Raw genomic sequence first — 21290 nt, 5'->3', positions numbered from 1 at the left:
GCTTTACAGGAATTGCTTATGCAATATTTTGATGGCTTAAAAGAGGTTGTAGCATCTTATCTTCCGTCTAAACAAGTCGAATTGATACAAGATGCTTATCTTTTTGCTAAAAATGCACATGAAGGGCAATTCCGATGTAGTGGTGAACCTTATATTACTCACCCAGTTGCAGTTGCAACATATCTAGCTGAGATGCGGCTTGATTATGAAACAGTTATTGCCGCACTTTTACACGATACTATTGAAGACACTCCTGTCACTTTTCAAGATATTACCGACAAATTTGGTAAACATGTTGCCATTTTAGTCGAAGGTGTCTCTAAACTTGATAAATTAAAATTCCGTAACAGGCAAGAAGCACAAGCTGAAAATTTTCGGAAAATGGTGCTTGCTATGACTGAGGATGTGCGTGTAATTTTAATTAAACTTGCTGATCGTACGCATAACATGCGTACACTTAGTGCTTTAAGACCTGATAAACGTCGTCGCATTGCTAAAGAAACCCTTGAAATTTACGCACCTTTGGCTCATCGTTTAGGTATCAATCACATCAAAACAGAACTTGAGATTTTGGGCTTTACAGCAATGCATCCAAATCGAGCTAAAGTGATTGAAAAAGTCGTTAAAACAGCGCGAAATACGCGAAAAGAGCTAATTCAACAAATTTTGTCTGAAATCCGTGGGCGATTACATGACGCTCATATTTGTGCAGAAGTTACTGGTATCGAGAAAAATATCTATGTTATTTATCAAAAGATGAAACTACGTGAACAACATTTTCATTCTATCATGGATATTTACACTTTTAGAATTGTGGTAAAAGATGTTGATGGTTGTTATCGTGCTCTTGGACTGGTACATAATTTGTATAAACCACGTCTTAATCGTTTTAAAGATTATATCGCTATTCCCAAAGCAAATGGCTACCAATCATTGCATTCATCGTTAATAGGCCCTCACGGTACACCAGTTGAAGTCCAAATTCGTACCGAAGATATGGATCAAATGGCTGAAATGGGTGTTGCTGCTCATTGGGCGTATAATGCAGTTGATGAATTAAACAATACTACTGCGCAAATTAAAGCTCAGCGCTGGATGCAAAGCCTGTTAGAATTGCAACAAAGCGTAGGGAATTCTTTCGAATTTATCGAAAATGTTAAATCTGATTTGTTTCCTAAAGAAATTTACGTTTTTACTCCCAAAGGACGTATTGTGCAATTACCAGAAGGAGCAACCGCAGTTGATCTTGCTTATGCAGTCCATTCTGATATTGGTTATCAATGCATTGGCGCAATTGTTGATCGTAAACCTTATCCTTTATCACAACCATTAAGCAGTGGGCAAACAGTTGAAATTATTATTTCCCCTGAGGGCCATCCTAATGCTAGTTGGTTAAATTTTGTGGTTAGTGCTAGAGCGAAGTCGCGTATTCGTCAGGCGCTTAAAACTCTTAAGCGTGAAGATGCAATTGAATTGGGTCGACGTTTATTGAATCTTTCGTTAGTTAAATCAGGCGGTATTAGTGGACTGTCAGAAAGCCAAAAGGCTAGAGTGGTTGAGTTAGCCAAATTGTCCAATTTTGATGATGTCTTAGTCGAAATCGGATTAGGTAATATTATGAGCCATTTTATTGCCAAAGGTTTAGAACATAAAGCGCTGCTGCAAAATAAATCAGAGCCAAATAAAACTCTTGTTATTACTGGCAGTGAAGGAGTTTCTGTTACATTTTCTAAGTGTTGTCATCCAATTCCTAATGATCCTATTGTTGGGCATGTTAGTCCAGAGAAGGGGTTAATTGTGCATCATGAATCTTGTCGAAATGTTACTGGTTATCAAAATAATCCAGAAAAATATATCTCACTTAAATGGGCTCCCGATATTTCTCAACGTTTTGTTGCTGAAATTTGGCTCGATATTTTAAATACTCAGGGTTCTTTGGCGCATATACTTTCAATTATTAATGACGAAAATACTCGCTTGCAATGGCTAAATACCGAAGAAAAAGATAGGCAGATTTATACTGTTATTCTACAGATAGAAGTAAAAAATACCCAGCAACTTAATGAATTAATTCGTAAAATGTTACTACAACCTGATGTAGTAAGTGTTAAACGAAATATAAATTAGTCATTATGATAAATCGTTTTTTCGACCATTTGCCGTTGATAAAACTAACGGGGATTGGTGAAAGTCTAGAAAAAAAATTCAATACATTAGGTATCTATACCGTTAAAGATCTGTTATTGCATTTTCCTTTACGTTATGAAGATCGTACTTCATCTTGTGCTATTGCTGACGCCAATATTGGCGAATTTACGACAATTGAAGGTGTTATTATTAAAAGTGAAATTGCTTTTGGTCGCAAACAAATGCTAGTTTGTTACGTTCAAGATGATTCTGGTATTGCAATATTACGATTTATGCATTTTACTGCTAGTATGAAGGCTTCGCTAATTAAAGGTAAATGGATCAGTGCTTATGGTGAAATAAAACGCGGTAAAAATTATCTTGAAATAATTCATCCGCAATTTAAATTAAAAACAAGTCGAGACGAAAAATCTATCAAGTTAGAAGATGATCAAGAAAGATACACACCTATTTATTCAACTACTTATGGATTAACTCAGGCTGTGATTCGACGGTCAATTATGGCTGCGCTAATTTTGTTGAAAAATAATCCTTCAGAAGAAGTTTTACCTCCTCAGTTGGCTTATCGGTTTTTGTCGGCTTTTGATTCTTTAAATATTATTCACAATCCCCCCATTGATACTGAGATTGAACAGTTGGAGTCGGGTGATCACCCAGCTATTAAGCGGTTTATTTTTGAGGAATTGATTGCTTATCATCTGAGTATGTTAATGATAAAAAAACATAATCAAAGACAGCAGGCACACTTGTTTTCCCCAACTCAACGCTTGATCAACCCGTTTTTATCATCATTACCTTTCACGCCAACCCATGCTCAACAGCGAGTTGTGCAAGAGATTTATCTCGATATGGCAAAACCAGTACCTATGATGCGATTAATTCAAGGTGATGTTGGTTCTGGTAAAACATTAGTAGCAGCTTTAGCAGCGTTGAATGCAATTGAAAATGGTTGCCAAGTGGTTTTGATGGCACCAACAGAAATATTAGCCGAGCAACATTATAATAATTTTAGTACTTGGTTTGAGCCGTTGGGAATTAGTGTTGATTGGTTGTCAGGAAGATTAACCGCCAAAAATAAGCGACAGCGTTATGAACGCCTTCAAAAGGGTGAAATTACTATGTTAATTGGTACTCATGCAGTATTTGTTGATAAAGTAGAATTCACCTCGTTAGGTCTTGTCATCATTGATGAACAGCATCGATTTGGTGTTAATCAGCGCCTAAGTCTTTGGGAAAAAGGAATTAAAGATCATCTTTATCCGCATCAATTAATTATGACAGCAACGCCTATTCCAAGAACATTAGCCATGACAGTCTATGCTGATTTAGATGTTTCTGTTATTGATGAATTACCTCCAGGAAGAACACCAATTAACACAGTTGTAATACCTAATAATCGCCGAGATGAAATTATTGAACGTGTAAATCAAGCTTGCTTAGCAAACCGCCAAGTTTATTGGGTGTGTACTTTGGTCGAAGAGTCCGAAATACTTGACGCACAAGCGGCTGAAATGCTGGTTGCAGAATTGCAAATGCGTTTGCCGCATTTAAATATTGCGTTAGTGCATGGTAAAATGAAGTCTGATTTAAAACAATCAGTTATGCAAGAGTTTAAAGCAGGAAAAATTCAACTGCTGGTTGCTACAACAGTTATTGAAGTTGGTGTTGATGTTCCTAATGCTAGTTTAATGATTATCGAAAATGCAGAACGTTTAGGTTTAGCTCAGTTACATCAGTTGCGTGGGCGAGTTGGACGTGGCACGGCAGTATCTCATTGTGTATTAATGTATCAAGCTCCTCTAAGTAAAGTTGCTCAAGCACGCATGAAGGTAATGCGTGAAAGTACTGATGGATTTGTTATTGCCCAAAAAGATCTTGAACTTCGTGGTGGTGGTGAAATTTTAGGGACTCGGCAAATGGGTACAGCTAATTTTAAAGTTGTTGATTTGATTCGCGACCAGCATTTGATTAGTGAAATTCAAAATATATCTTATGACATCCAAAAAAACCATCCACACAGTGCTGAACAATTAGTTGATTGTTGGCTTCCAAATCGTGAAAAGTATATTAATGCATAAAACTTAGCTGATTTTTTCTGATAAGTTTTGAAATTATCAATCTGAATCATATCTACAAATTGTGTAACGGTTTATTGCATAGTAATTTGATGTGTAGAATGTAGTCTTGTACCTTTAATTTAATATATTTACTTATTTTATATATCTGTTTATGTTCGCATGATGATTTGCGCTTTGCAGCATTGTGCCTATCGTGTAATATAGATAGTATTATAAAAAATGGAAAGAATTGCGAATATTGTATGAAATCAACTATAAAATTACTCCCTATCTGTTTTGTTACATTGGCATTAGTAGGATGTGGATTAAAAGGTCCGCTTTATCATCCAGTTGAAAAAACAGCAATGCAACAAACAAAACTAACAACTGCTTCAATTCAATCTGGTTTATTTATTTAAATTGCATAATGGAATAACATGATGGATTTTTTAAATTATCAACAAAATCGTTTATTTGCCAATCAGATAGCGATAGCGGATCTTGCTAAGCAGTATGGTACACCATTATATGTTTATTCGGCCGAATACATAAGTAAACAGTTTTTAGAGTATGAACATGCTTTGGTTAATAATAAACATTTGGTTTGTTATGCGGTTAAAGCTAATAGTAATTTGGCTGTTTTGAGTTTACTTGCAAAACTGGGTGCTGGTTTTGATATTGTTTCACAAGGTGAGTTAGAACGAGTATTAAAAGCAGGAGCAGATCCTAAAAAAATTGTCTTTTCAGGTGTTGCTAAATCAATAGTTGAAATTGAACGTGCGCTTGAAGTTGGTATTAAGTGCTTTAATGTTGAATCTGAGGCTGAATTATACCGAGTTGATGAAGTTGCTAAAAGATTAGGTAAAATTGCACCGATTTCATTGAGAATCAATCCTGATGTGGATGCTAAAACACATCCTTATATTTCAACAGGTCTTCGCGAAAATAAATTTGGTATTAGCTATGAGTTAGCTTTAAATGTTTATCGAAAGGCAAGCTCATTAGCTAACATTAAAATCGTTGGTATTGATTGCCATATTGGCTCTCAATTAACTCAATTGTCACCATTTCTTGATGCTGCCGATCGTATACTCGCTTTAGTTGATAAATTGCAATCTAATAATATTGTAATTGAACATATTGATTTAGGTGGAGGTTTAGGGGTCTGTTATGATAACGAACAACCACCAACAGCATCGCAACTTGTAACCGAGCTTAAGAACAAATTAGTTGATTATCCTGATATTGAAATTTTGTTCGAACCTGGGCGTTCGATTGTTGCTAATTCAGGTTTGCTAATTACTAAGGTGGAATATACCAAACACCAAGATAATAACCATTTTGCAATTGTCGATGCAGGTATGAATGACTTAATTCGTCCCGCTCTTTACGATGCTTGGATGAGAGTGTTACCTGAAAAGCAACCACAAACTGGTGATGAATTTTTGGTCTATAATGTTGTGGGACCTATTTGCGAATCTAGCGATGTGTTGGCTTATCAGCGTGAGCTTTCGGTTAAACAAGATGATTTGTTGGTAATTTGTAGTGCTGGTGCTTATGGCTTTAGTATGGCATCAAATTATAATAGCCATTTACGACCAGCAGAAGTGATGCTTATTGATGATAAACAACATAAATTAATTCGCCAGCGTGAATCCTTCGATGATTTATGGCGAGGTGAAGTAGTTTTATAATATTTAACAGGTTATTGAATGCTTAATTATAATAGCATTCCTCTTTTAGTTGATGTTGGTAACCAGTTTAGACTAAAAGTTAAAAATAAAAACATGTTTGACAACAGAAGGTAAACTAGCGATGAACTTTTCAAAAATGCATGGACTCGGAAATGATTTTATGGTTATTGATGCTGTGACACAAAATGTTCATCTTTCGACAGAAATGATTAAACGTATGGCAGATCGATATACTGGTGTCGGGTTTGATCAACTTCTTATTGTTGAGCCACCTTATGTACCAGATAGTGATTTTCATTATCGTATTTTTAATTCAGATGGTTCTGAAGTTGAGCAATGTGGTAATGGGGCTCGCTGTTTTGCACGTTTTGTCCGTTTAAAAGGCCTTAGCCGAAAACGAGTGTTAAAAGTTAGTACCATGAAAGGCAATATTGTTTTAACCGTAAATGATGATAATACTGTGCGTGTTAATATGGGACAGCCTATTTTTGAACCTAACAAAATTCCTTTCAAAGCTATAAAAGAAGAAAAAACTTATATAATCCGAGCACAAGAACAGACTATATTATGTGGTGTTGCATCTATGGGCAATCCTCATTGTGTTGTTCAAGTCGATAATATTCTAACCGCAGAAGTGGCAACACTAGGTCCGTTATTAGAACAACATGAACGCTTTCCTGAACGTGCCAATATTGGATTTATGCATATTATTGATCGCAATAACATTAATTTACGTGTATTTGAACGTGGGGTTGGTGAAACACAAGCTTGTGGTACTGGTGCCTGTGCCGCAGTAGCAGTAGGCATCAATCAAGGACTATTAAACCAACAAGTTAATGTCAATTTACCTGGTGGCAAATTATTAATTGAATGGAAAGGTGGAAATCAACCACTTTATATGACTGGACCTGCTACACATGTATATGATGGTTTTATTGCTACTTAACTTTAACATCATCCTCCCAATAGATTCTAAAACTTGTTGACAGAAAATAACAAGGCAAAAAACATTCAGGTTTGGTATTGATTTTATTGAAGTTTTTATCTTTAACCGAAAAAAACAGTAGAAACATGAGATAACACGGTAATACAATAGACGCTAATTATGGTTGGTAAAAATACACAAAATTTAAGAGTAAAAAAAGCTCGGCGATCGTCTTCATCATTAAAATTAAATGATGAAATCGTTTGTCAATATATTATTGATAATCCAGATTTTTTTATGAGAAATGCCCGGTATGTTGAGTGTATGCAAGTGCCTCATCCTGTCAGGGGAATGATTTCTTTACCAGAATGGAACATGGCGCGTCAGCGCAATAAAATTAACCAATTAGAGTGCGAAATTTCATTATTATTGGAACATGCCAGTGCCAACGAATTGTTGTTTAATCAGCTAATGGATCTGCAAATTGAATTAATTAAAGCACAGGATCTAAATCAACTTATTGTTTTATTAAACACATGGGCTAAATCATTAGGACTTAGTGGTGCTTATTTATATCTTTTTGGTGACAAATGGTTGCTTAATGCGCCATCAAATTACCATCATATAGCTTTAGATTCATCACAATTTGATTTTATTCGTGTTAGACATTTCCAGTACAGTCAACAGTATTTAGGTACATTAAATTCAACTGAGCTTGATTTTTTATTACCTGATGAACACGGTTATGTTGGCTCAGTGGCATTATCTTTGTTAGGTCAATTTGGTGATTTGGGGCTTTTAATGTTTACTAGTGCTAATTCCGAACATTATCAAGCAGGACAAGGTACATTATTACTTGAAAAAATGAGTGAAATTTTACCGATTTTAATTAGCAGATGGATTATGCGAACAAAATAAGGACATAGCATTATGCAGCCTAATAAAAATGATAATACGGCATTAAAGCTGCCTGTTGATCAATTTTTAAATTATTTAAAGTCAGAAAAGCAACTAAGCTTAAATACTCAGATTAATTATCGACGTCAACTTTATGCACTTATTTCGTTGGCAAGTGAAGTTGAAATCTCGAACTGGCAAAATTTGGATTCATCCGCAGTTAGATTGTTAATCAGTCGTAGCAAACAGACGGGCTTGCAAGCAAGAAGCTTATCATTAAGACTTTCTGCTTTGCGTAGTTTTTGTGATTGGATGGTAAAAAACGAGCTGCTTACCGCTAATCCAGCTCGAGGCGTGCTAAATCCAAAATTAGGTCAACACTTACCCAAAAATATTGATATTGACGAAATTAATCAACTGCTTGATATTGATCATAACGATCCTCTTTCTGTTCGTGACAGAACAATGCTTGAAGTTATGTATGGTTCTGGGTTACGCCTTTCTGAATTAGTCGGTCTTAACTGTCAAGAATTGAATCTTGTTGATGGTGAAATTCGCGTAATGGGTAAGGGGAATAAAGAGCGAAAATTGCCATTAGGTCGAGAATCTATCAAATGGATTAAACACTGGTTGTCAATGCGGAATTTTTTAACACCACAAGATGATGCTTTATTTATTTCCAAATTGGGTAAGCGTATTTCACCGCGAAATGTTGAAAAACGGTTTGCTCAGTGGGGAATCAAACAAGGGTTAAGCAGTCATGTTCACCCTCACAAATTACGTCATTCATTTGCAACTCATATGCTAGAATCAAGTGGTGATTTGCGTGCAGTACAAGAATTGTTAGGGCATGCTGATTTATCGACGACCCAAGTCTATACGCATTTAGATTTTTCGCATCTATCTGAAGTTTATGATTCAGCCCATCCACGCGCTAAAAGGGGAAAATAACGATGCACTTTTATCGATCTATTAATAAGATTAAAGCGTTTACTTTCGATCTAGATGATACGTTATACAATAACAGCATGATCGTTGAAAAAGCGGAAGACGAAATGATCAAAACTCTTCAAGGTTATGAACAATTGCGCACGCTTACTTTACCCGAATATTTTGCTGAAAAGCGTGCTGTACTTGCATCTGACCCTGAAATTTATCACGATGTTATTGTTTGGCGAATTCAAACCATTACATCGCTATTAAAAAAAACTAATATACCAGCATCAAAATTTGCTGATGTCATCGATGAAGCAATGAGTTGTTTTAATGTTTGGCGGCACAAGATGAACGTTCCTGAATCAACGCATACACTATTAACTAAATTAGCCACTAAATATCCTTTGGCTGTTATTACTAATGGTAATGTTGATATTAACAAAATTGGCATAGGTGATTATTTTCAATTTTCACTACGTGGTGGTGAACATGGCCGTTCTAAACCTTTTCCTGAAATTTTTGATTTAGCATCTCACAAACTTAATATTTCATCACACTCTATTTTACATGTGGGTGACAATTTATTAACGGATGTTAATGGAGCTATTGATAACGGCTTTTTAGCTTGCTTTATTAATATTTATAATCAGGATATTTTTCAGCTTAATGATACTAGATGTTTACCTCACATCGAAATAACACAATTGCCAGAATTAGAGAATCTGCTATAATTAACCTCCTTATCTGTACAAATAAACAGTAAAATAAATGCAAAGATACGTTTCTTTAGTAGTAATGGAAATTTTTACCTAAGAAGCTTTGTCTTTATTTATATTCTGTTAGATCACAGTGGACAAACGTATTCGGAATATGATGAAAATATTAATAACGCTTTCAACAATAATGTTACTTGACGGTTTCTATTATCAAAATAGGTTTGCATGTAATGGAAATTAATAAATTATTATTAGATGGCCTAAACACAGAGCAACAAAAAGCAGTTACTACCGATAGTCAATATTCAATTGTTCTTGCAGGTGCAGGGAGTGGCAAAACGCGTGTTTTAGTTCATCGTATTGCTTGGCTTTGTATTGAAAAGAGTTATTCACCTGGCTCAATTTTTGCGGTTACTTTTACCAATAAAGCGGCTATTCAAATGCAAGAACGTATTCAAGCATTAGTAGGTGAGGGTTATTTTAATGGTATGTGGGTGGGTACATTTCATGGGCTTACTCATCGTTTGTTACGCATGTTTCCTGAGCAAGCTAAGTTACCTCCTAATTTTCAACTTATTGATACTGAAGATCAAATTCGGCTTATTAAGCGAATTTTTCACGAGCTAAAAATCGACGAAAAACAATGGTCGCCAAAACAGTGTGCTGCTTTTATTTCTACTCAAAAGGAAAAAGGATTCCGAGCGGAAGATATTGTTCCTGAAGATCCTAAACAAGTGATGTGGCAGGCGATTTATCGAGACTACCAGACTATTTGCGATAGAGTTGGATACGTTGATTTTTCAGAATTAATTTTAAGAACGTATGAGCTGCTTTGCCATAATCAAGACGTTTTAAATTATTGTCATCATCGTTTTTGTAATATCTTAATTGATGAATTTCAAGACACTAATAAGATCCAATATCGTTTGGTACAAAAACTGGCAGGTAATACAGCTAATGTAATGATTGTAGGCGATGACGATCAATCTATTTACAGTTGGCGTGGTGCTAATGCGGATAATCTCCAATTATTTATAAACGATTACCCTGAAACTGAAATTATTAGGTTGGAACAAAATTATCGTTCAACTGGTAACATTTTAGATGTAGCTAATAATTTAATATCGAAAAATCAGAACCGGTTGGGTAAAACTTTATGGACAGATATAGGCGGCGGTGAACTGATTACGCTTTATATTGGTTTTAATGATATTGATGAGGCAAGATTTGTTGTTGGTCAAATAAAAAAATTCCATGACGAAGGTGGAAAGTACGCAGACTGTGCGATATTGTACCGTAATAATGCACAATCACGTATATTTGAAGATACATTGTTGCAAGCAGGTTTACCTTATCAAATTTATGGATCTATTCGTTTTTATGAACGACAAGAAGTTAAATTAGCGCTTGCTTATTTACGGCTATTACATGACCACAATAATGACATGGCGTTTGAAGCTACAATCAATACCCCAACTCGAGGTATTGGTAATGTCACGCTAGATAAAATTAGATTGACTGCAAAGCAGTATAATATTTCATTATGGGATGCATGTATAATGCTAATCCAAACCAATGCTTTTACTGAACGGCAAAGCTCTGGGATTGGTCGTTTTTTGGAATTAATAGAATCAATCTTCGATAAAGTAGAGCTTAAACCATTTTATAAACAACTTGATATTATTATCAAATTATCTGGCATATTGCAAATGTATGAGCAAGAGCCTGGTATTAAAGGGCAATCAAAGCTGGAAAATCTTGAAGAATTGGTATCGGCCGCTGAGCAGTTTTATCGCTTTAATGAAAATAACCTTATTCAAGATAAAGAAACGGGTAAGGCATTAACTGTTTTAGAATCATTTTTAGCATATACGTCATTAGAAAGCAGAGATGTAATTAGTGAACAAGATACCGTTCAACTAATGACTCTGCATTCTGCCAAAGGTCTTGAATTTGATAATGTTTTTATTGTAGGACTAGAAGAGGGTATATTCCCAGACTTAAGATCTTCTCAAGACTTCGATAAACTTGAAGAAGAGCGTCGTCTTGCCTATGTTGGTATTACTCGAGCACGTAAGTATCTAACATTATCATTAGCTCAGATAAGGCGTCTATATGGTCGTGAAGAGCGTAATTTACCTTCACGCTTTTTGTCTGAATTACCTATTGATAAGTTAAATGAAATTAGTTATCAAGGAACAATGTCGCCTGAAAAAATAAAGTCTTACCCTAAAAAGAAGCCTCAATGTGATGGTTACAAATTAGGTCGTAAAGTGTTACATAAACGTTTTGGTGAAGGAACTATTGTTAATCTTGATGGTGAAGGTGATCATAAGCGAGTACAAATTGCTTTTGTTAATGAAGGTATAAAATGGCTAGTAGTTAAATTAGCAAATCTTACTTTATTGTAGATTTCTTTTAAGTAAAATTTTGTGACTACTATCTTGAACGGGAACTAATTGTTAAACTAATTCCCGTTTTTTATACATTATAGCTCAGCTTGTTCTTTTACAGATTCAGAAAAAATTTGATCAAACGACTTGTCGGTGCGATTACAAATCCAATTATTATCGATATAATCAAAATGATAGCCTTGTTTTTGAGTGGCTAGCCATACCTGAAAGAGTGGTTCTTGGGTATTAATAATGATTTTACTACCATTGGGAAAACTAATGGTGATGACATTGCCGTTTGTTTCATAGTCTAAATCGATGTCATGCTCATTTACATAATTATCCAAGAATAATTCGATTTTGCTGAATAACTGCTCGGTAATGGTATGGAATTGTGTGATATTCATAAAGGGATATTCATTCAAATAAATAATAGAGCGATATTAACATAAATGGATATACTCCGCCACAGCAAGGTGGCAAGAGTAAAAGTAGGTACTGATTTACTATTTAGCAAGTGGTAAGGAACAGGCAATAGCAAGTAATTTGTATTGCTCGTTATCATGAGTGATAGCTATCCAACGGTTTGCTATCTCAATTGTGTTGACTAATTTTCCATCACCAAAATTATTTTCGATTGTTCTAAGTTTTCCTTTTGCTAACTCCATTTTGTCGCAATTGGCATAATATTCGATCTTTATGGAATGATAGGGTGTCTCTGTACCATCATCATTTTTTTGTATCAATGCTGGGCTGTAATTAGTCACTTCACTAAATACACGAATTTTGGAGTTGAAAGGGTGAAGGTTGATCGATTTTCTATCTAAAAATGAATAGCCAATAGTATTATTGTCGTTAGTTTTTGATGTTGGAATGAATTGTTCTCCTACTCTTGGATCTTTTAAACTTTCAACAGCAGTATTTTCATTTGCTTTCGTATCAATATTAGCTTTTTCCCCTGAGGCATGGCTGAATGCTGCAAAAGAAAAGAGAATTAAAAATAAATTGACCTTTTTCATTTAAATTTTTTCTCCATCTTTTGAGTTAGTATCTGTAGGATTAGCTTGTGATTGAGTTTGTTGTTTTTCTTTTTGCATTTTTTCTTGATTTGCTTTAATTCGCTCTTGCAGTTCAGCTTCTTGTTTTTCGATGATTGGTTTTAGATCTGGGCGAGTCGTAAGAATTGTTTCTTTTTCTAAATCGCCTTGAATAGAACAAAAAATACTACTTTGATTATTAGCAGAAGATTCTAAATAAAGCGCTTTATTAATTGTACCAAACCTTGGAATAACACCATCGATGGCATAAATATCATCTTCCCATGTTTTAGATTTTGATTTTCTATCATAAATTTTGGCGTTTGCTATGTAAGTATTTTGGCTATAGTGTAACCAATTAATATGGCTTAAAGCACTTTTAATTTCATCTTGCTTGTTATCAAAGATAAATCCCCAATAAAGAAACTGACCAGATAAAGTAGTTGAAATATAAATATTTTGATAGCCAACAATTTCTAAACCATGATACTTAAGTGGTTTTTTAAACATGACTTTATTTTTGTCGGGTTTTTGAATAGATTCAACAGGAATATAAGTTACATTATCGGGAGTGGTTGCTAAATCAACGTATTGATTTATTGACTCTTGGTGTTTAGATAATTGTTCAAAAAACTGATTATCACATTGCAAAAATGTATCAATTACCTTATCTGTTTCATCCTGTATATTATTTGTTTGGGCAAAAACACAAGAAACGAAAGATGCGCAAACTAGCACAGAAAGTTTTTTGAGAAGCATGGCGAATTTCCTTGAACCACAATTATATTTCTTCTTTTGTAAAGGAAGATTGTAAAGTAATGTAAATATAAATGTCAATTGACATTATTTCAATTCTCAACGAAGACCATTAAATCACCGTTTTTAAAGGATATTTTAATCAAATCACTAATCGCTTTGTTTCTTAAACTCACAACTCCTCCTAGCGATAATGTGGCATCAATTAAGGGGTATTGAAAGCCTGTAATGGTTACACCAGTTACTTTCGAAAATGGCATTAGTGAAATAATATGATCTTTTACATTGGTTATTTCTTGATGATGTTTTGCAAAAAAGAAATGACAATAATTATCATAAAAGGTAATTTGATACTGATGATAATATCTTATTGCAACAGAAATATTCCCCAAAAAGTGATCGCTAGCATGACCACTAGCACCATAAACATCAAATGCTTTCACCCCTTTACCTGCTAAAAACAAAATTGCTTTTTCAAAATCAGTTTTATTTTGGTCAGGTGTATGAATAATTTTAGTTTTAGGTGGAATTGCTTTGTTAGGATTATAGCTATCTAAATCGCCAATAATAAAGTTTGGTTCGATTGACAAAGTCGACAGATAATTATGATAAGCCCCATCTGTGCAAGCAATATAAGTATAATTATCCAAATGTTGAAAGTCATGTTGTGGTGGCTCGCCATTAATAAAAAGTAAAGCTCTATTTTGTGACATTACACTTTTTTCCTTTTGCTCATTTTATTGGTAAATCATAAAGCCAAAGTATATGCCATGATAATAGCGTCTTCTTGTTTACCATTAGTTGTTGGGTAATAATTTTTTCTAATCGTTATTTGGTTAAATCCCAGCGTGTGATAAAGCTTAAGTGCTGCCGTATTTGATTGTCTGACTTCAAGCCAAAGGGTTGAGATTGGATAGGGCGATTTTATCGTTATTAACGCATCTATTAAATGATTGAGCAGCTCTCTTGCTAGTCCTTGCTTTCTAAAATCGGGATGTATTGCAATGTTAAATAAATTTGCTTCATCTGCTACATGTTGGCAAATACAAAACCCAACTATTTGGTTATTAATCGTTATTTTAAAATTGAGATAACGTTCACCTTGGTTTGAAAAGAATGTTTGTTTTGACCAAGGAATTGCATGGCAAATCTTTTCTAATTCAAAAGCTTTTTTTAAATCATGTTCGGTGAGGATGGAAATAGTTTTCATATTGACATAATTGTTGCCATAGTAGGCGTTTTTGTTGTGGTGCTTTTGCAAGCTGATTTAAACTGGTTGTTTGAATAGTTAATGGGTTAATCCAAGACTCATCCAAGGTAATATCAATAAACCAAATTACTGTATTAATTTCATCAGCAGGAATAATTAATTGTTGTGGCGTTAAAAACAATACTTGTTTTTCAGTTAGATGGATAGCATTTAAAATATCATAATAGATTTTTTGTGTTGGTTTTTGTTCTGCAACTACAATCAATCTAATTTCTTCACTTATTTGTGTCGCTATTTCACCTTTGAAAACATTAGCATTCCTCAAAACGTATTGAGTTATGTTGCACTGTTTTAGATACCAATCTTGTAGTGTCATTATTGACTTACTGTTTTTTATTAGAGATTAAAGATAGTTAATTGTATAATCAATGCATCAATTTATAAAGGTTTTTCATTGAGGAAATATGGCAACATCTGCTTTTACCCCAGCAAGTCAAGTACTTGAGCGTCACCAAACATTTTTTAACGATAAAAATGTGCTGATAGCTGGTGATATTCAGGATAGTTATCCATCTATTATGTCGGCAAATCAAGTTAAGATTCATTGCACACAATTTCATACTTATTTACGTCTAAAAGCTAGTGCACGAGGCAATCACACCTATTTTTCATTATTGCCAGAAGCGGATTTTTACGTAGGAATGAATACACTGATTTACTATTGGCCAAAAACTAAAAGCGAAGCACAATTTCAGCTTTCTTATTTATTGCATAATATGCCAAAAGGTAGTGATATTTTTATCATAGGTGAAAATAAAACAGGTGTAAAAAGCGTGGAAGCTTTATTGAATGATTTTGGTACAATTCAAAAAATCGATAGCGCAAGACGTTGTGGTTTATATCATTTTCAGGCAGATAGCCGTTTAGTATTTAATCTTGATGAATGGTGGTTAAGTTATCATTTAACTATTGAAAATCAGAATATTGAAATAAAAAGCTTACCTGGTGTTTTTAGCCAAAAAGGCTTAGATGCTGGTAGTGAATTATTGTTAAATGCATTGATGGATCGTACTGATATTATTAAAGGTAATGTATTAGATGTGGGATGTGGTTCGGGCATTTTGTCCACGGTGCTAGGTAAATTAAATCCTGATATAGCACTAACGTTATCTGATGTAAGCTGTGCAGCAATTGAATCAAGTAAAGCCACGTTAAACCGTAATCATGTTAATGCCACAGTTGTAGCGAGTGACGTTTTTTCAAATCTAAATGATAAATATCATCTTATTGTTTCGAATCCACCTTTTCATGATGGTAAACAGACTAATTACACGGCCGTTAATACGTTAATCAAAGAAGCAAAAAAACACCTAAAATTAAATGGTTATTTGTGCATTGTGGCAAATTCATTTTTACCGTATCAAACCATTTTAGATGAAACATTCAAAAGCGTTGAAGTGATTGCCCAAACGACGAAATTTAAGGTTTATCTAGCAAGCCATTAATAAGTGCTGTTTATTTTGTTTAAAAAAATAGGGCGATGTTATCGCCCTAGGTATAAAATTTAAATATTTAATAACAAACTGATTTCACTATTCTTGATATCATATCTGGATTAAGAGAGAGCTTCTTTTAATGCCTGCATTTCATTATAGGTAAAATCACAGCGCATAAATTCTTGGTCAAGAAGAATAGGAACAGAGTTGCTTTCTCCAACTACGGCCAACACATTACATTTATTTCTAATCTTATCACCTATAATGATTGGTCCACCGTTTGAGTCTTTATTAAAATTGGCTGCATATTTAGCATTTATTCCTTGTGCATTGCTTGCACGATATAAGGCAGTTATTATTTTACCATAAGAGACTAGTTTAACTGGTACAATAACAGGTGTTAATTTTTGCCCGTTAATTTCCTTGATAACTTTTATCATTTTATGTGTTCTTAAGAAACATCCTAAACTCATCCATGTAACCAACAACAACAAAAGAATAAGACCAGTAGTAGCCACAAATACAGTCCGCATATTATCAATAGCTAAATTGATTGTTACTAGTGATGGATCATCGGCCGAAGCGACAGTTACAACTTGATAATTTCCTTTTTTCCCCCCAATGAAAGTATAATCACGCTTAATAACTTGTCCTGTATCAGTAGTAATTTTCACTGAACAGTTATCAACCATACGTCTTGCACGACATGTTCCTTCTACATCATAGTCAACCACAACAGGATTCTGTGATATTTTATAATCATCAATTAATCCAGGATAATTTCTTATGGCCATAAATAAAGCTAACGCAAAGAGAATTATTGCTGCAAGTAATCTTCTTATTTGATGCATTGAGCCTTCTTGCTTTAAATTCATGACTTTTAAAGGGCGAGTTGGAAATACTTCTACTAATTTATTCATCAATGCCATTTTATCAATATACTCCTTATTAAAAATAAAAATTTCATGTCTAAGGCTAAAATTGTGAATTTAAAAGCTAACCTTTAATCACAATAAAATAAATAATTTATTTATTATTTTTTATTAAATTAGAATAAATATTATCATAATATTTACTTTGTAGGAATTACTCATATTGTTTACGGCAATTTGACAAACGACTTCAAATTAAATAACCCTAGAAAACTGCTGCTGCCTTGCCATTTTTCGCATATAAATATCAAAGCACATACAAATATTGCGTATCAATAAATGTCCTTTAGGTTGGACTTCGATTATATTGTTATTGATTGTCACTAATCCATCTTTTTGCAATGGAGCTAGTAATTTTAAATCTTCGGAAAAATAATCATCAAATTGAATTTGGTATTGCTGTTCAATGACATTTTTATCTAAATGAAAATGGCAGATAAGCTGTTTTATCACATCACGACGAATCTTATCGTCACGATTTAAGGTGAATCCTTTCCATAATCCATGTCCTTTTTGCTCAACCTGAGTTTGATAGATTTTTATATCTTTCTGATTTTGCGCATAACTATCACCTAACATACTAATGGCCGACACACCAAGTCCAAGTAAATCAGCATCGCCTTGAGTTGTATACCCCTGAAAATTACGATGCAATTTATTTTCTTGTTGAGCAATAGCTAATTCATCAGAGGGCTTAGCAAAATGATCCATACCGATAAAGTGATAACCAGCTTCGGTTAACTTTTTAATGCTAGTTTGTAGGATCTGCAATTTTTGATTGGCATTAGGCAAATCATCATCTTTAATTTTTCGTTGGGCAGCAAAACGGCTTGGTAAGTGGGCATAATTAAATACACTTAAACGATCGGGAGAAATCTCAATCACTTTATTAAGCGTTTCGGCAAAACTTTCAATGGTTTGTTTTGGTAGGCCATAAATTAAATCTAAACTAATTGAGTGAAAATTATTTTTACGTGCTTGATTAATAAGAGACCGTATTAATGTTTCATCTTGTTCACGATTAATTAGGCTTTGGATTTCGTGATTAAAATCTTGAATTCCCATACTTAGCCTATTAAAACCAACACTTGCTAAATGGTCAATTGTTTGTGGTGTAATTTCACGCGGATCAATTTCGATGGATAGTTCGGCATTAGCAACAAAATTAAAATGCTTTTTTAACGAGGTAATCAATCGAGTAATTTCAGCATCGTTTAAAAAAGTTGGTGTACCACCACCCCAGTGCATTTGTGTTACCGTGCGATGTTTAAATAATTTTGCACGTTCGGCAATTTCAATATCTAAAATATCAAGGTATTTGGTAACTTTTTGTGTTTGGCGAGTAATAAGTTTATTACAACCACAAAAATAACAAAGCTTATGACAAAACGGAATATGTACATAAAGCGACAACGGCTTTGTAGGATAACGAGTTGCTGCCGATAAAAATTCCTGCTCATTAAATTTTTCGTTAAATTCAAGTGCAGTAGGGTAAGAGGTATATCTTGGGCCAGAATAATTATATTTTTCAATTATCGCTTGATCCCATAATTGCGTATCAGTCATGCTTTTTACTTCCACTTATGTCTATCTTTAGTGTTGTTATTTTTATGAATTTTTACTATTGCTTTTTGTTGGTTCTTGATTTTGGTTTTAATTTTGATTCGATTAGTTTTATTTAAATATAACAATGTGCAAATCAACAACCCAAAATATAAACTTAACATAATTAATATTGGCACTATGATTTGCTCACTGTTAATTATTAATTGACTGAATAAAAATAATGGATTCTAAGCTTAAATTATCAGTAGGAATATAATCCAATAGATTATATTCCTACTGATATCAAGACACACACTATCACGATTGCCGATTATATTTTACTATCATTAGTTTCGTTTTAATAAACTAACAATATCTTCTTTCTTTTCGTCTAATTCTTCAAAATCATCAAAGTCTTCATCAGTATAACCAAGCTTTTGCATCAGTTCATCGATACGATTCAATTTTCTATCAAGATAAATTTGTTGATCTTTAGTGAGTTTGACATTTTGCTCGACTAGATCAAGTAACATATCTAATTTTGGATCGTTCTCTAACTGTTCTAATTCTTGTTGTGGCGATAAAATCGTTTTAATTGGTTTAGATTGTTTAACAGGTTTTTCTATATTGTTAGAATCTTCAACAATTAAAGAAATAGGTTTTTTGCTACCCACTCTTGGATCTTTGGTTGTTTTTGTCGAATTTTTATTTTTATTATTATCTAGCTTATTAAAGCGAGAGCCACTTGGTAAACCTTTGTGTTTGCGTTTACGCTTCAGTTCCCGAGATTCTTCATTAATCTCTTGACGGCTTTTTTTAGCTTTCTGTTTTGATTTATTTTTTAACATAAAATCTCTGTCTAATATTAGGGTTAATCATTTTACAAACGTATTTTATCAGTAAGTCCAGAATATAGCTATGATGATGACGTCATGCTAATTTAAGATTGTAAAAAAAGAAATTTATGTATAATCTGAGTCAAATAAATTTGTTAGATCGAATTAGAGAACAATATAAAATGAAAAATCACTTAAGCCCTTATCTGAAATTTAATCGTCAAGAATGGGCTAGCTTACGTAATACTGTACCAATGACTTTAACTGCAGATGAATTAGTTTCGTTACAAGGTATTAATGAAGATTTATCCATGGATGAAGTGAGTGAAATTTATTTACCTTTATCTAGATTACTTAATTATTACATCAGCAATAATTTTAATCGGCAAGCTGTTTTATCTAAATTCTTAGGTAAAAGTCAAAAAACACCTTACATTATTGGCATTGCAGGCAGTGTTGCTGTAGGTAAAAGTACTACCGCTAGAGTACTACAAGCATTATTAACCCGTTGGCCTGAACATCGCAAAGTATCTTTGGTAACAACTGATGGTTTTTTATATCCAAATAGATATCTTGAAGAACATGGAATAATGAATAAAAAAGGGTTTCCTCAGTCTTACGATATAAAAAAATTGCTTAATTTTGTTGCTGATATAAAATCAGGACAGGCACAAGTTAAAGCACCCGTTTATTCTCATTTAGTTTATGATATTGTCGAAGATGAAGAAATCGTTATTGATAGTCCTGACATTTTGATTCTTGAAGGTTTGAATGTACTGCAAAGTACACTGAATTATCCACAAGCGAATAACCGAGTTTTTGTTTCGGATTATGTCGATTTTTCAATTTATGTTGATGCTGATATGTCATTATTACATGATTGGTATGTAAATCGGTTTTTAAAATTTAGGGAGGGTGCATTTAGCGATCCTAACTCTTATTTTAATCACTACTCAAAACTTCCAGAACATGAAGCTACAAATATTGCCAATCGTATTTGGCGAGAAATTAATGAATTAAATTTAGTTGAAAATATTTTACCTACAAAAGAACGAGCGAACCTTATTCTAACTAAAGGTAAAGATCATAAAGTCAATTGTGTTCAATTAAGAAAATAAAATTAAGGAAAAATTCGTATGAAATCAGTAATTCGGTTAATAAGTAAATTGAGTGTCATTACATTAGCTATCTCATTATCATTTGGTGCTTATGCTTCAAATGAACAACTAAAGGGACTTACGTGTGAAAGCAAAAAACAGGCTATTGAAAAACAGATTGATTATGCTAAAAAAAATAATAATTCTCATCAAATCCAAGGGCTTGAAAAATCATTACGTAACTTAAATAAGCATTGTTCAAATGATGATTTAGAAGCCAAATATAAAAAAGAGATTAACGAAAAATCAAATAAAGTGGCTGAAAGAACTAAAGAATTAGAACAAGCAAAATCAAAATCAAAATCAAAAGCGAAAGATAAAGATAATGAACAGAAAATTGTCAAACAACAAACAAAATTAGCTGATGCTGAAAAAGAACTTAATGAAGCTAAAACTAAATTATCTGATTTTTATAAAGAATTGGGAGCGAAATAAACGATATCAGGCAGAGTATTTCCCGATTCTTGATTTATTTGCTCTTCAACGATATTTTATTATTAACACCATCAATAGTTATTGTTGACGGTGTTAGTTTTACATTTTTTATAAATCTAT

Annotated in this window: 21 protein-coding genes; 12 read left to right on the top strand and 9 right to left on the bottom strand. The window is 33.5% G+C overall.

All coding sequences use genetic code 11. The annotated features are described in order from the left end of the window. The first annotated feature begins 18 nt into the window (after positions 1-18). The 9 genes from spoT (at position 19) to uvrD (ending at position 11784) form a co-directional block, all read left to right on the top strand. Positions 19-2127 (top strand): bifunctional GTP diphosphokinase/guanosine-3',5'-bis pyrophosphate 3'-pyrophosphohydrolase, encoded by a 2109-nt coding sequence (gene spoT / locus J6569_RS02055; RefSeq protein WP_296317371.1) that lies wholly within the window; start codon positions 19-21, stop codon positions 2125-2127. A gap of 5 nt (positions 2128-2132) precedes the next feature. Next, positions 2133-4226, top strand: coding sequence for an ATP-dependent DNA helicase RecG (recG, locus tag J6569_RS02050; protein ID WP_296317369.1), 2094 nt, complete (start codon positions 2133-2135; stop codon positions 4224-4226). 242 nt (positions 4227-4468) lie between these two features. Then, on the top strand, positions 4469-4624 hold the full coding sequence (locus tag J6569_RS02045; RefSeq protein ID WP_141672655.1) for a lipoprotein: 156 nt from the start codon (positions 4469-4471) through the stop codon (positions 4622-4624). A 21-nt stretch (positions 4625-4645) separates the two neighbouring features. Further along, on the top strand, positions 4646-5899 hold the full coding sequence (gene lysA / locus J6569_RS02040; protein WP_065608838.1) for a diaminopimelate decarboxylase: 1254 nt from the start codon (positions 4646-4648) through the stop codon (positions 5897-5899). A 121-nt stretch (positions 5900-6020) separates the two neighbouring features. After that, entirely contained in the window at positions 6021-6845 is an 825-nt protein-coding gene (dapF, locus tag J6569_RS02035) for a diaminopimelate epimerase (RefSeq protein WP_174799450.1), read from the top strand. Positions 6846-7004: 159 nt separating this feature from the next. Then, on the top strand, positions 7005-7742 hold the full coding sequence (locus tag J6569_RS02030) for a DUF484 family protein (protein WP_174799451.1): 738 nt from the start codon (positions 7005-7007) through the stop codon (positions 7740-7742). A gap of 12 nt (positions 7743-7754) precedes the next feature. Then, positions 7755-8672 (top strand): tyrosine recombinase XerC, encoded by a 918-nt coding sequence (xerC, locus tag J6569_RS02025; RefSeq protein ID WP_174799452.1) that lies wholly within the window; start codon positions 7755-7757, stop codon positions 8670-8672. A 2-nt stretch (positions 8673-8674) separates the two neighbouring features. Further along, on the top strand, positions 8675-9388 hold the full coding sequence (gene yigB / locus J6569_RS02020) for a 5-amino-6-(5-phospho-D-ribitylamino)uracil phosphatase YigB (protein ID WP_296317365.1): 714 nt from the start codon (positions 8675-8677) through the stop codon (positions 9386-9388). Between the two features lie 215 nt (positions 9389-9603). Further along, the gene (gene uvrD / locus J6569_RS02015) at positions 9604-11784 is read left to right on the top strand and encodes a DNA helicase II (RefSeq protein WP_174799454.1); all 2181 of its coding nucleotides are present in this window, start codon (positions 9604-9606) and stop codon (positions 11782-11784) included. A gap of 77 nt (positions 11785-11861) precedes the next feature. Here the strand turns inward: uvrD and cyaY are convergent, their stop codons facing one another. The 6 genes from cyaY to J6569_RS01985 all read right to left on the bottom strand — a co-directional run bounded on the left by cyaY (position 11862) and on the right by J6569_RS01985 (position 15145). After that, on the bottom strand, positions 11862-12173 hold the full coding sequence (gene cyaY, locus J6569_RS02010; protein WP_296301105.1) for an iron donor protein CyaY: 312 nt from the start codon (positions 12171-12173) through the stop codon (positions 11862-11864). A gap of 99 nt (positions 12174-12272) precedes the next feature. Next, positions 12273-12785 carry a surface-adhesin E family protein gene (locus J6569_RS02005; RefSeq protein WP_085165678.1) on the bottom strand — a complete coding sequence of 171 codons (513 nt, stop codon included), beginning with the start codon at positions 12783-12785 and terminating at the stop codon, positions 12273-12275. Next, positions 12786-13562 carry a hypothetical protein gene (locus tag J6569_RS02000; protein WP_296317363.1) on the bottom strand — a complete coding sequence of 259 codons (777 nt, stop codon included), beginning with the start codon at positions 13560-13562 and terminating at the stop codon, positions 12786-12788. Between the two features lie 89 nt (positions 13563-13651). Continuing rightward, positions 13652-14272, bottom strand: coding sequence for a thiamine diphosphokinase (locus J6569_RS01995; protein ID WP_296301107.1), 621 nt, complete (start codon positions 14270-14272; stop codon positions 13652-13654). Positions 14273-14307: 35 nt separating this feature from the next. After that, positions 14308-14769: a ribosomal protein S18-alanine N-acetyltransferase gene (gene rimI / locus J6569_RS01990; RefSeq protein ID WP_085165672.1), complete on the bottom strand. Its 462-nt coding sequence runs from the start codon at positions 14767-14769 to the stop codon at positions 14308-14310. After that, positions 14738-15145, bottom strand: coding sequence for a DNA polymerase III subunit psi (locus J6569_RS01985; protein ID WP_085165670.1), 408 nt, complete (start codon positions 15143-15145; stop codon positions 14738-14740). The genes rimI and J6569_RS01985 overlap by 32 nt, the downstream gene beginning before the upstream one ends. An 88-nt stretch (positions 15146-15233) precedes the next feature. Here J6569_RS01985 and rsmC point away from each other — a divergent pair, with 88 nt between their 5' ends. Further along, positions 15234-16274 carry a 16S rRNA (guanine(1207)-N(2))-methyltransferase RsmC gene (gene rsmC, locus J6569_RS01980; RefSeq protein WP_085165668.1) on the top strand — a complete coding sequence of 347 codons (1041 nt, stop codon included), beginning with the start codon at positions 15234-15236 and terminating at the stop codon, positions 16272-16274. A gap of 110 nt (positions 16275-16384) precedes the next feature. Here rsmC and J6569_RS01975 read toward each other — a convergent pair whose 3' ends face one another. The 3 genes from J6569_RS01975 to yihI all read right to left on the bottom strand — a co-directional run bounded on the left by J6569_RS01975 (position 16385) and on the right by yihI (position 19590). Continuing rightward, complete coding sequence (locus tag J6569_RS01975; protein ID WP_085165666.1) at positions 16385-17194, bottom strand: hypothetical protein; 810 nt, start codon at positions 17192-17194, stop codon at positions 16385-16387. 198 nt (positions 17195-17392) lie between these two features. Further along, positions 17393-18763 carry an oxygen-independent coproporphyrinogen III oxidase gene (gene hemN, locus J6569_RS01970; RefSeq protein WP_174799457.1) on the bottom strand — a complete coding sequence of 457 codons (1371 nt, stop codon included), beginning with the start codon at positions 18761-18763 and terminating at the stop codon, positions 17393-17395. Between the two features lie 326 nt (positions 18764-19089). Further along, a complete protein-coding gene (gene yihI / locus J6569_RS01965; protein WP_085165662.1) occupies positions 19090-19590 on the bottom strand; it encodes a Der GTPase-activating protein YihI in 501 nt (166 codons plus the stop codon). 170 nt (positions 19591-19760) lie between these two features. On the opposite strand from yihI, the gene coaA reads away from it, so the two are divergent. Together coaA and J6569_RS01955 are read left to right on the top strand one after the other, a co-directional pair. Beyond that, the gene (gene coaA, locus J6569_RS01960) at positions 19761-20696 is read left to right on the top strand and encodes a type I pantothenate kinase (protein WP_085165730.1); all 936 of its coding nucleotides are present in this window, start codon (positions 19761-19763) and stop codon (positions 20694-20696) included. Between the two features lie 18 nt (positions 20697-20714). Next, positions 20715-21170, top strand: a complete 456-nt coding sequence (locus tag J6569_RS01955; RefSeq protein WP_085165660.1) for a DUF1090 domain-containing protein — start codon at positions 20715-20717, stop codon at positions 21168-21170. Positions 21171-21290 lie beyond the last annotated feature (120 nt).

The sequence above is a fragment of the Gilliamella sp. genome (assembly GCF_024104075.1).
Classification (GTDB): Bacteria; Pseudomonadota; Gammaproteobacteria; order Enterobacterales; family Orbaceae; genus Gilliamella; species Gilliamella bombi.
This window is presented reverse-complemented; position numbering and strand designations above follow the sequence as displayed.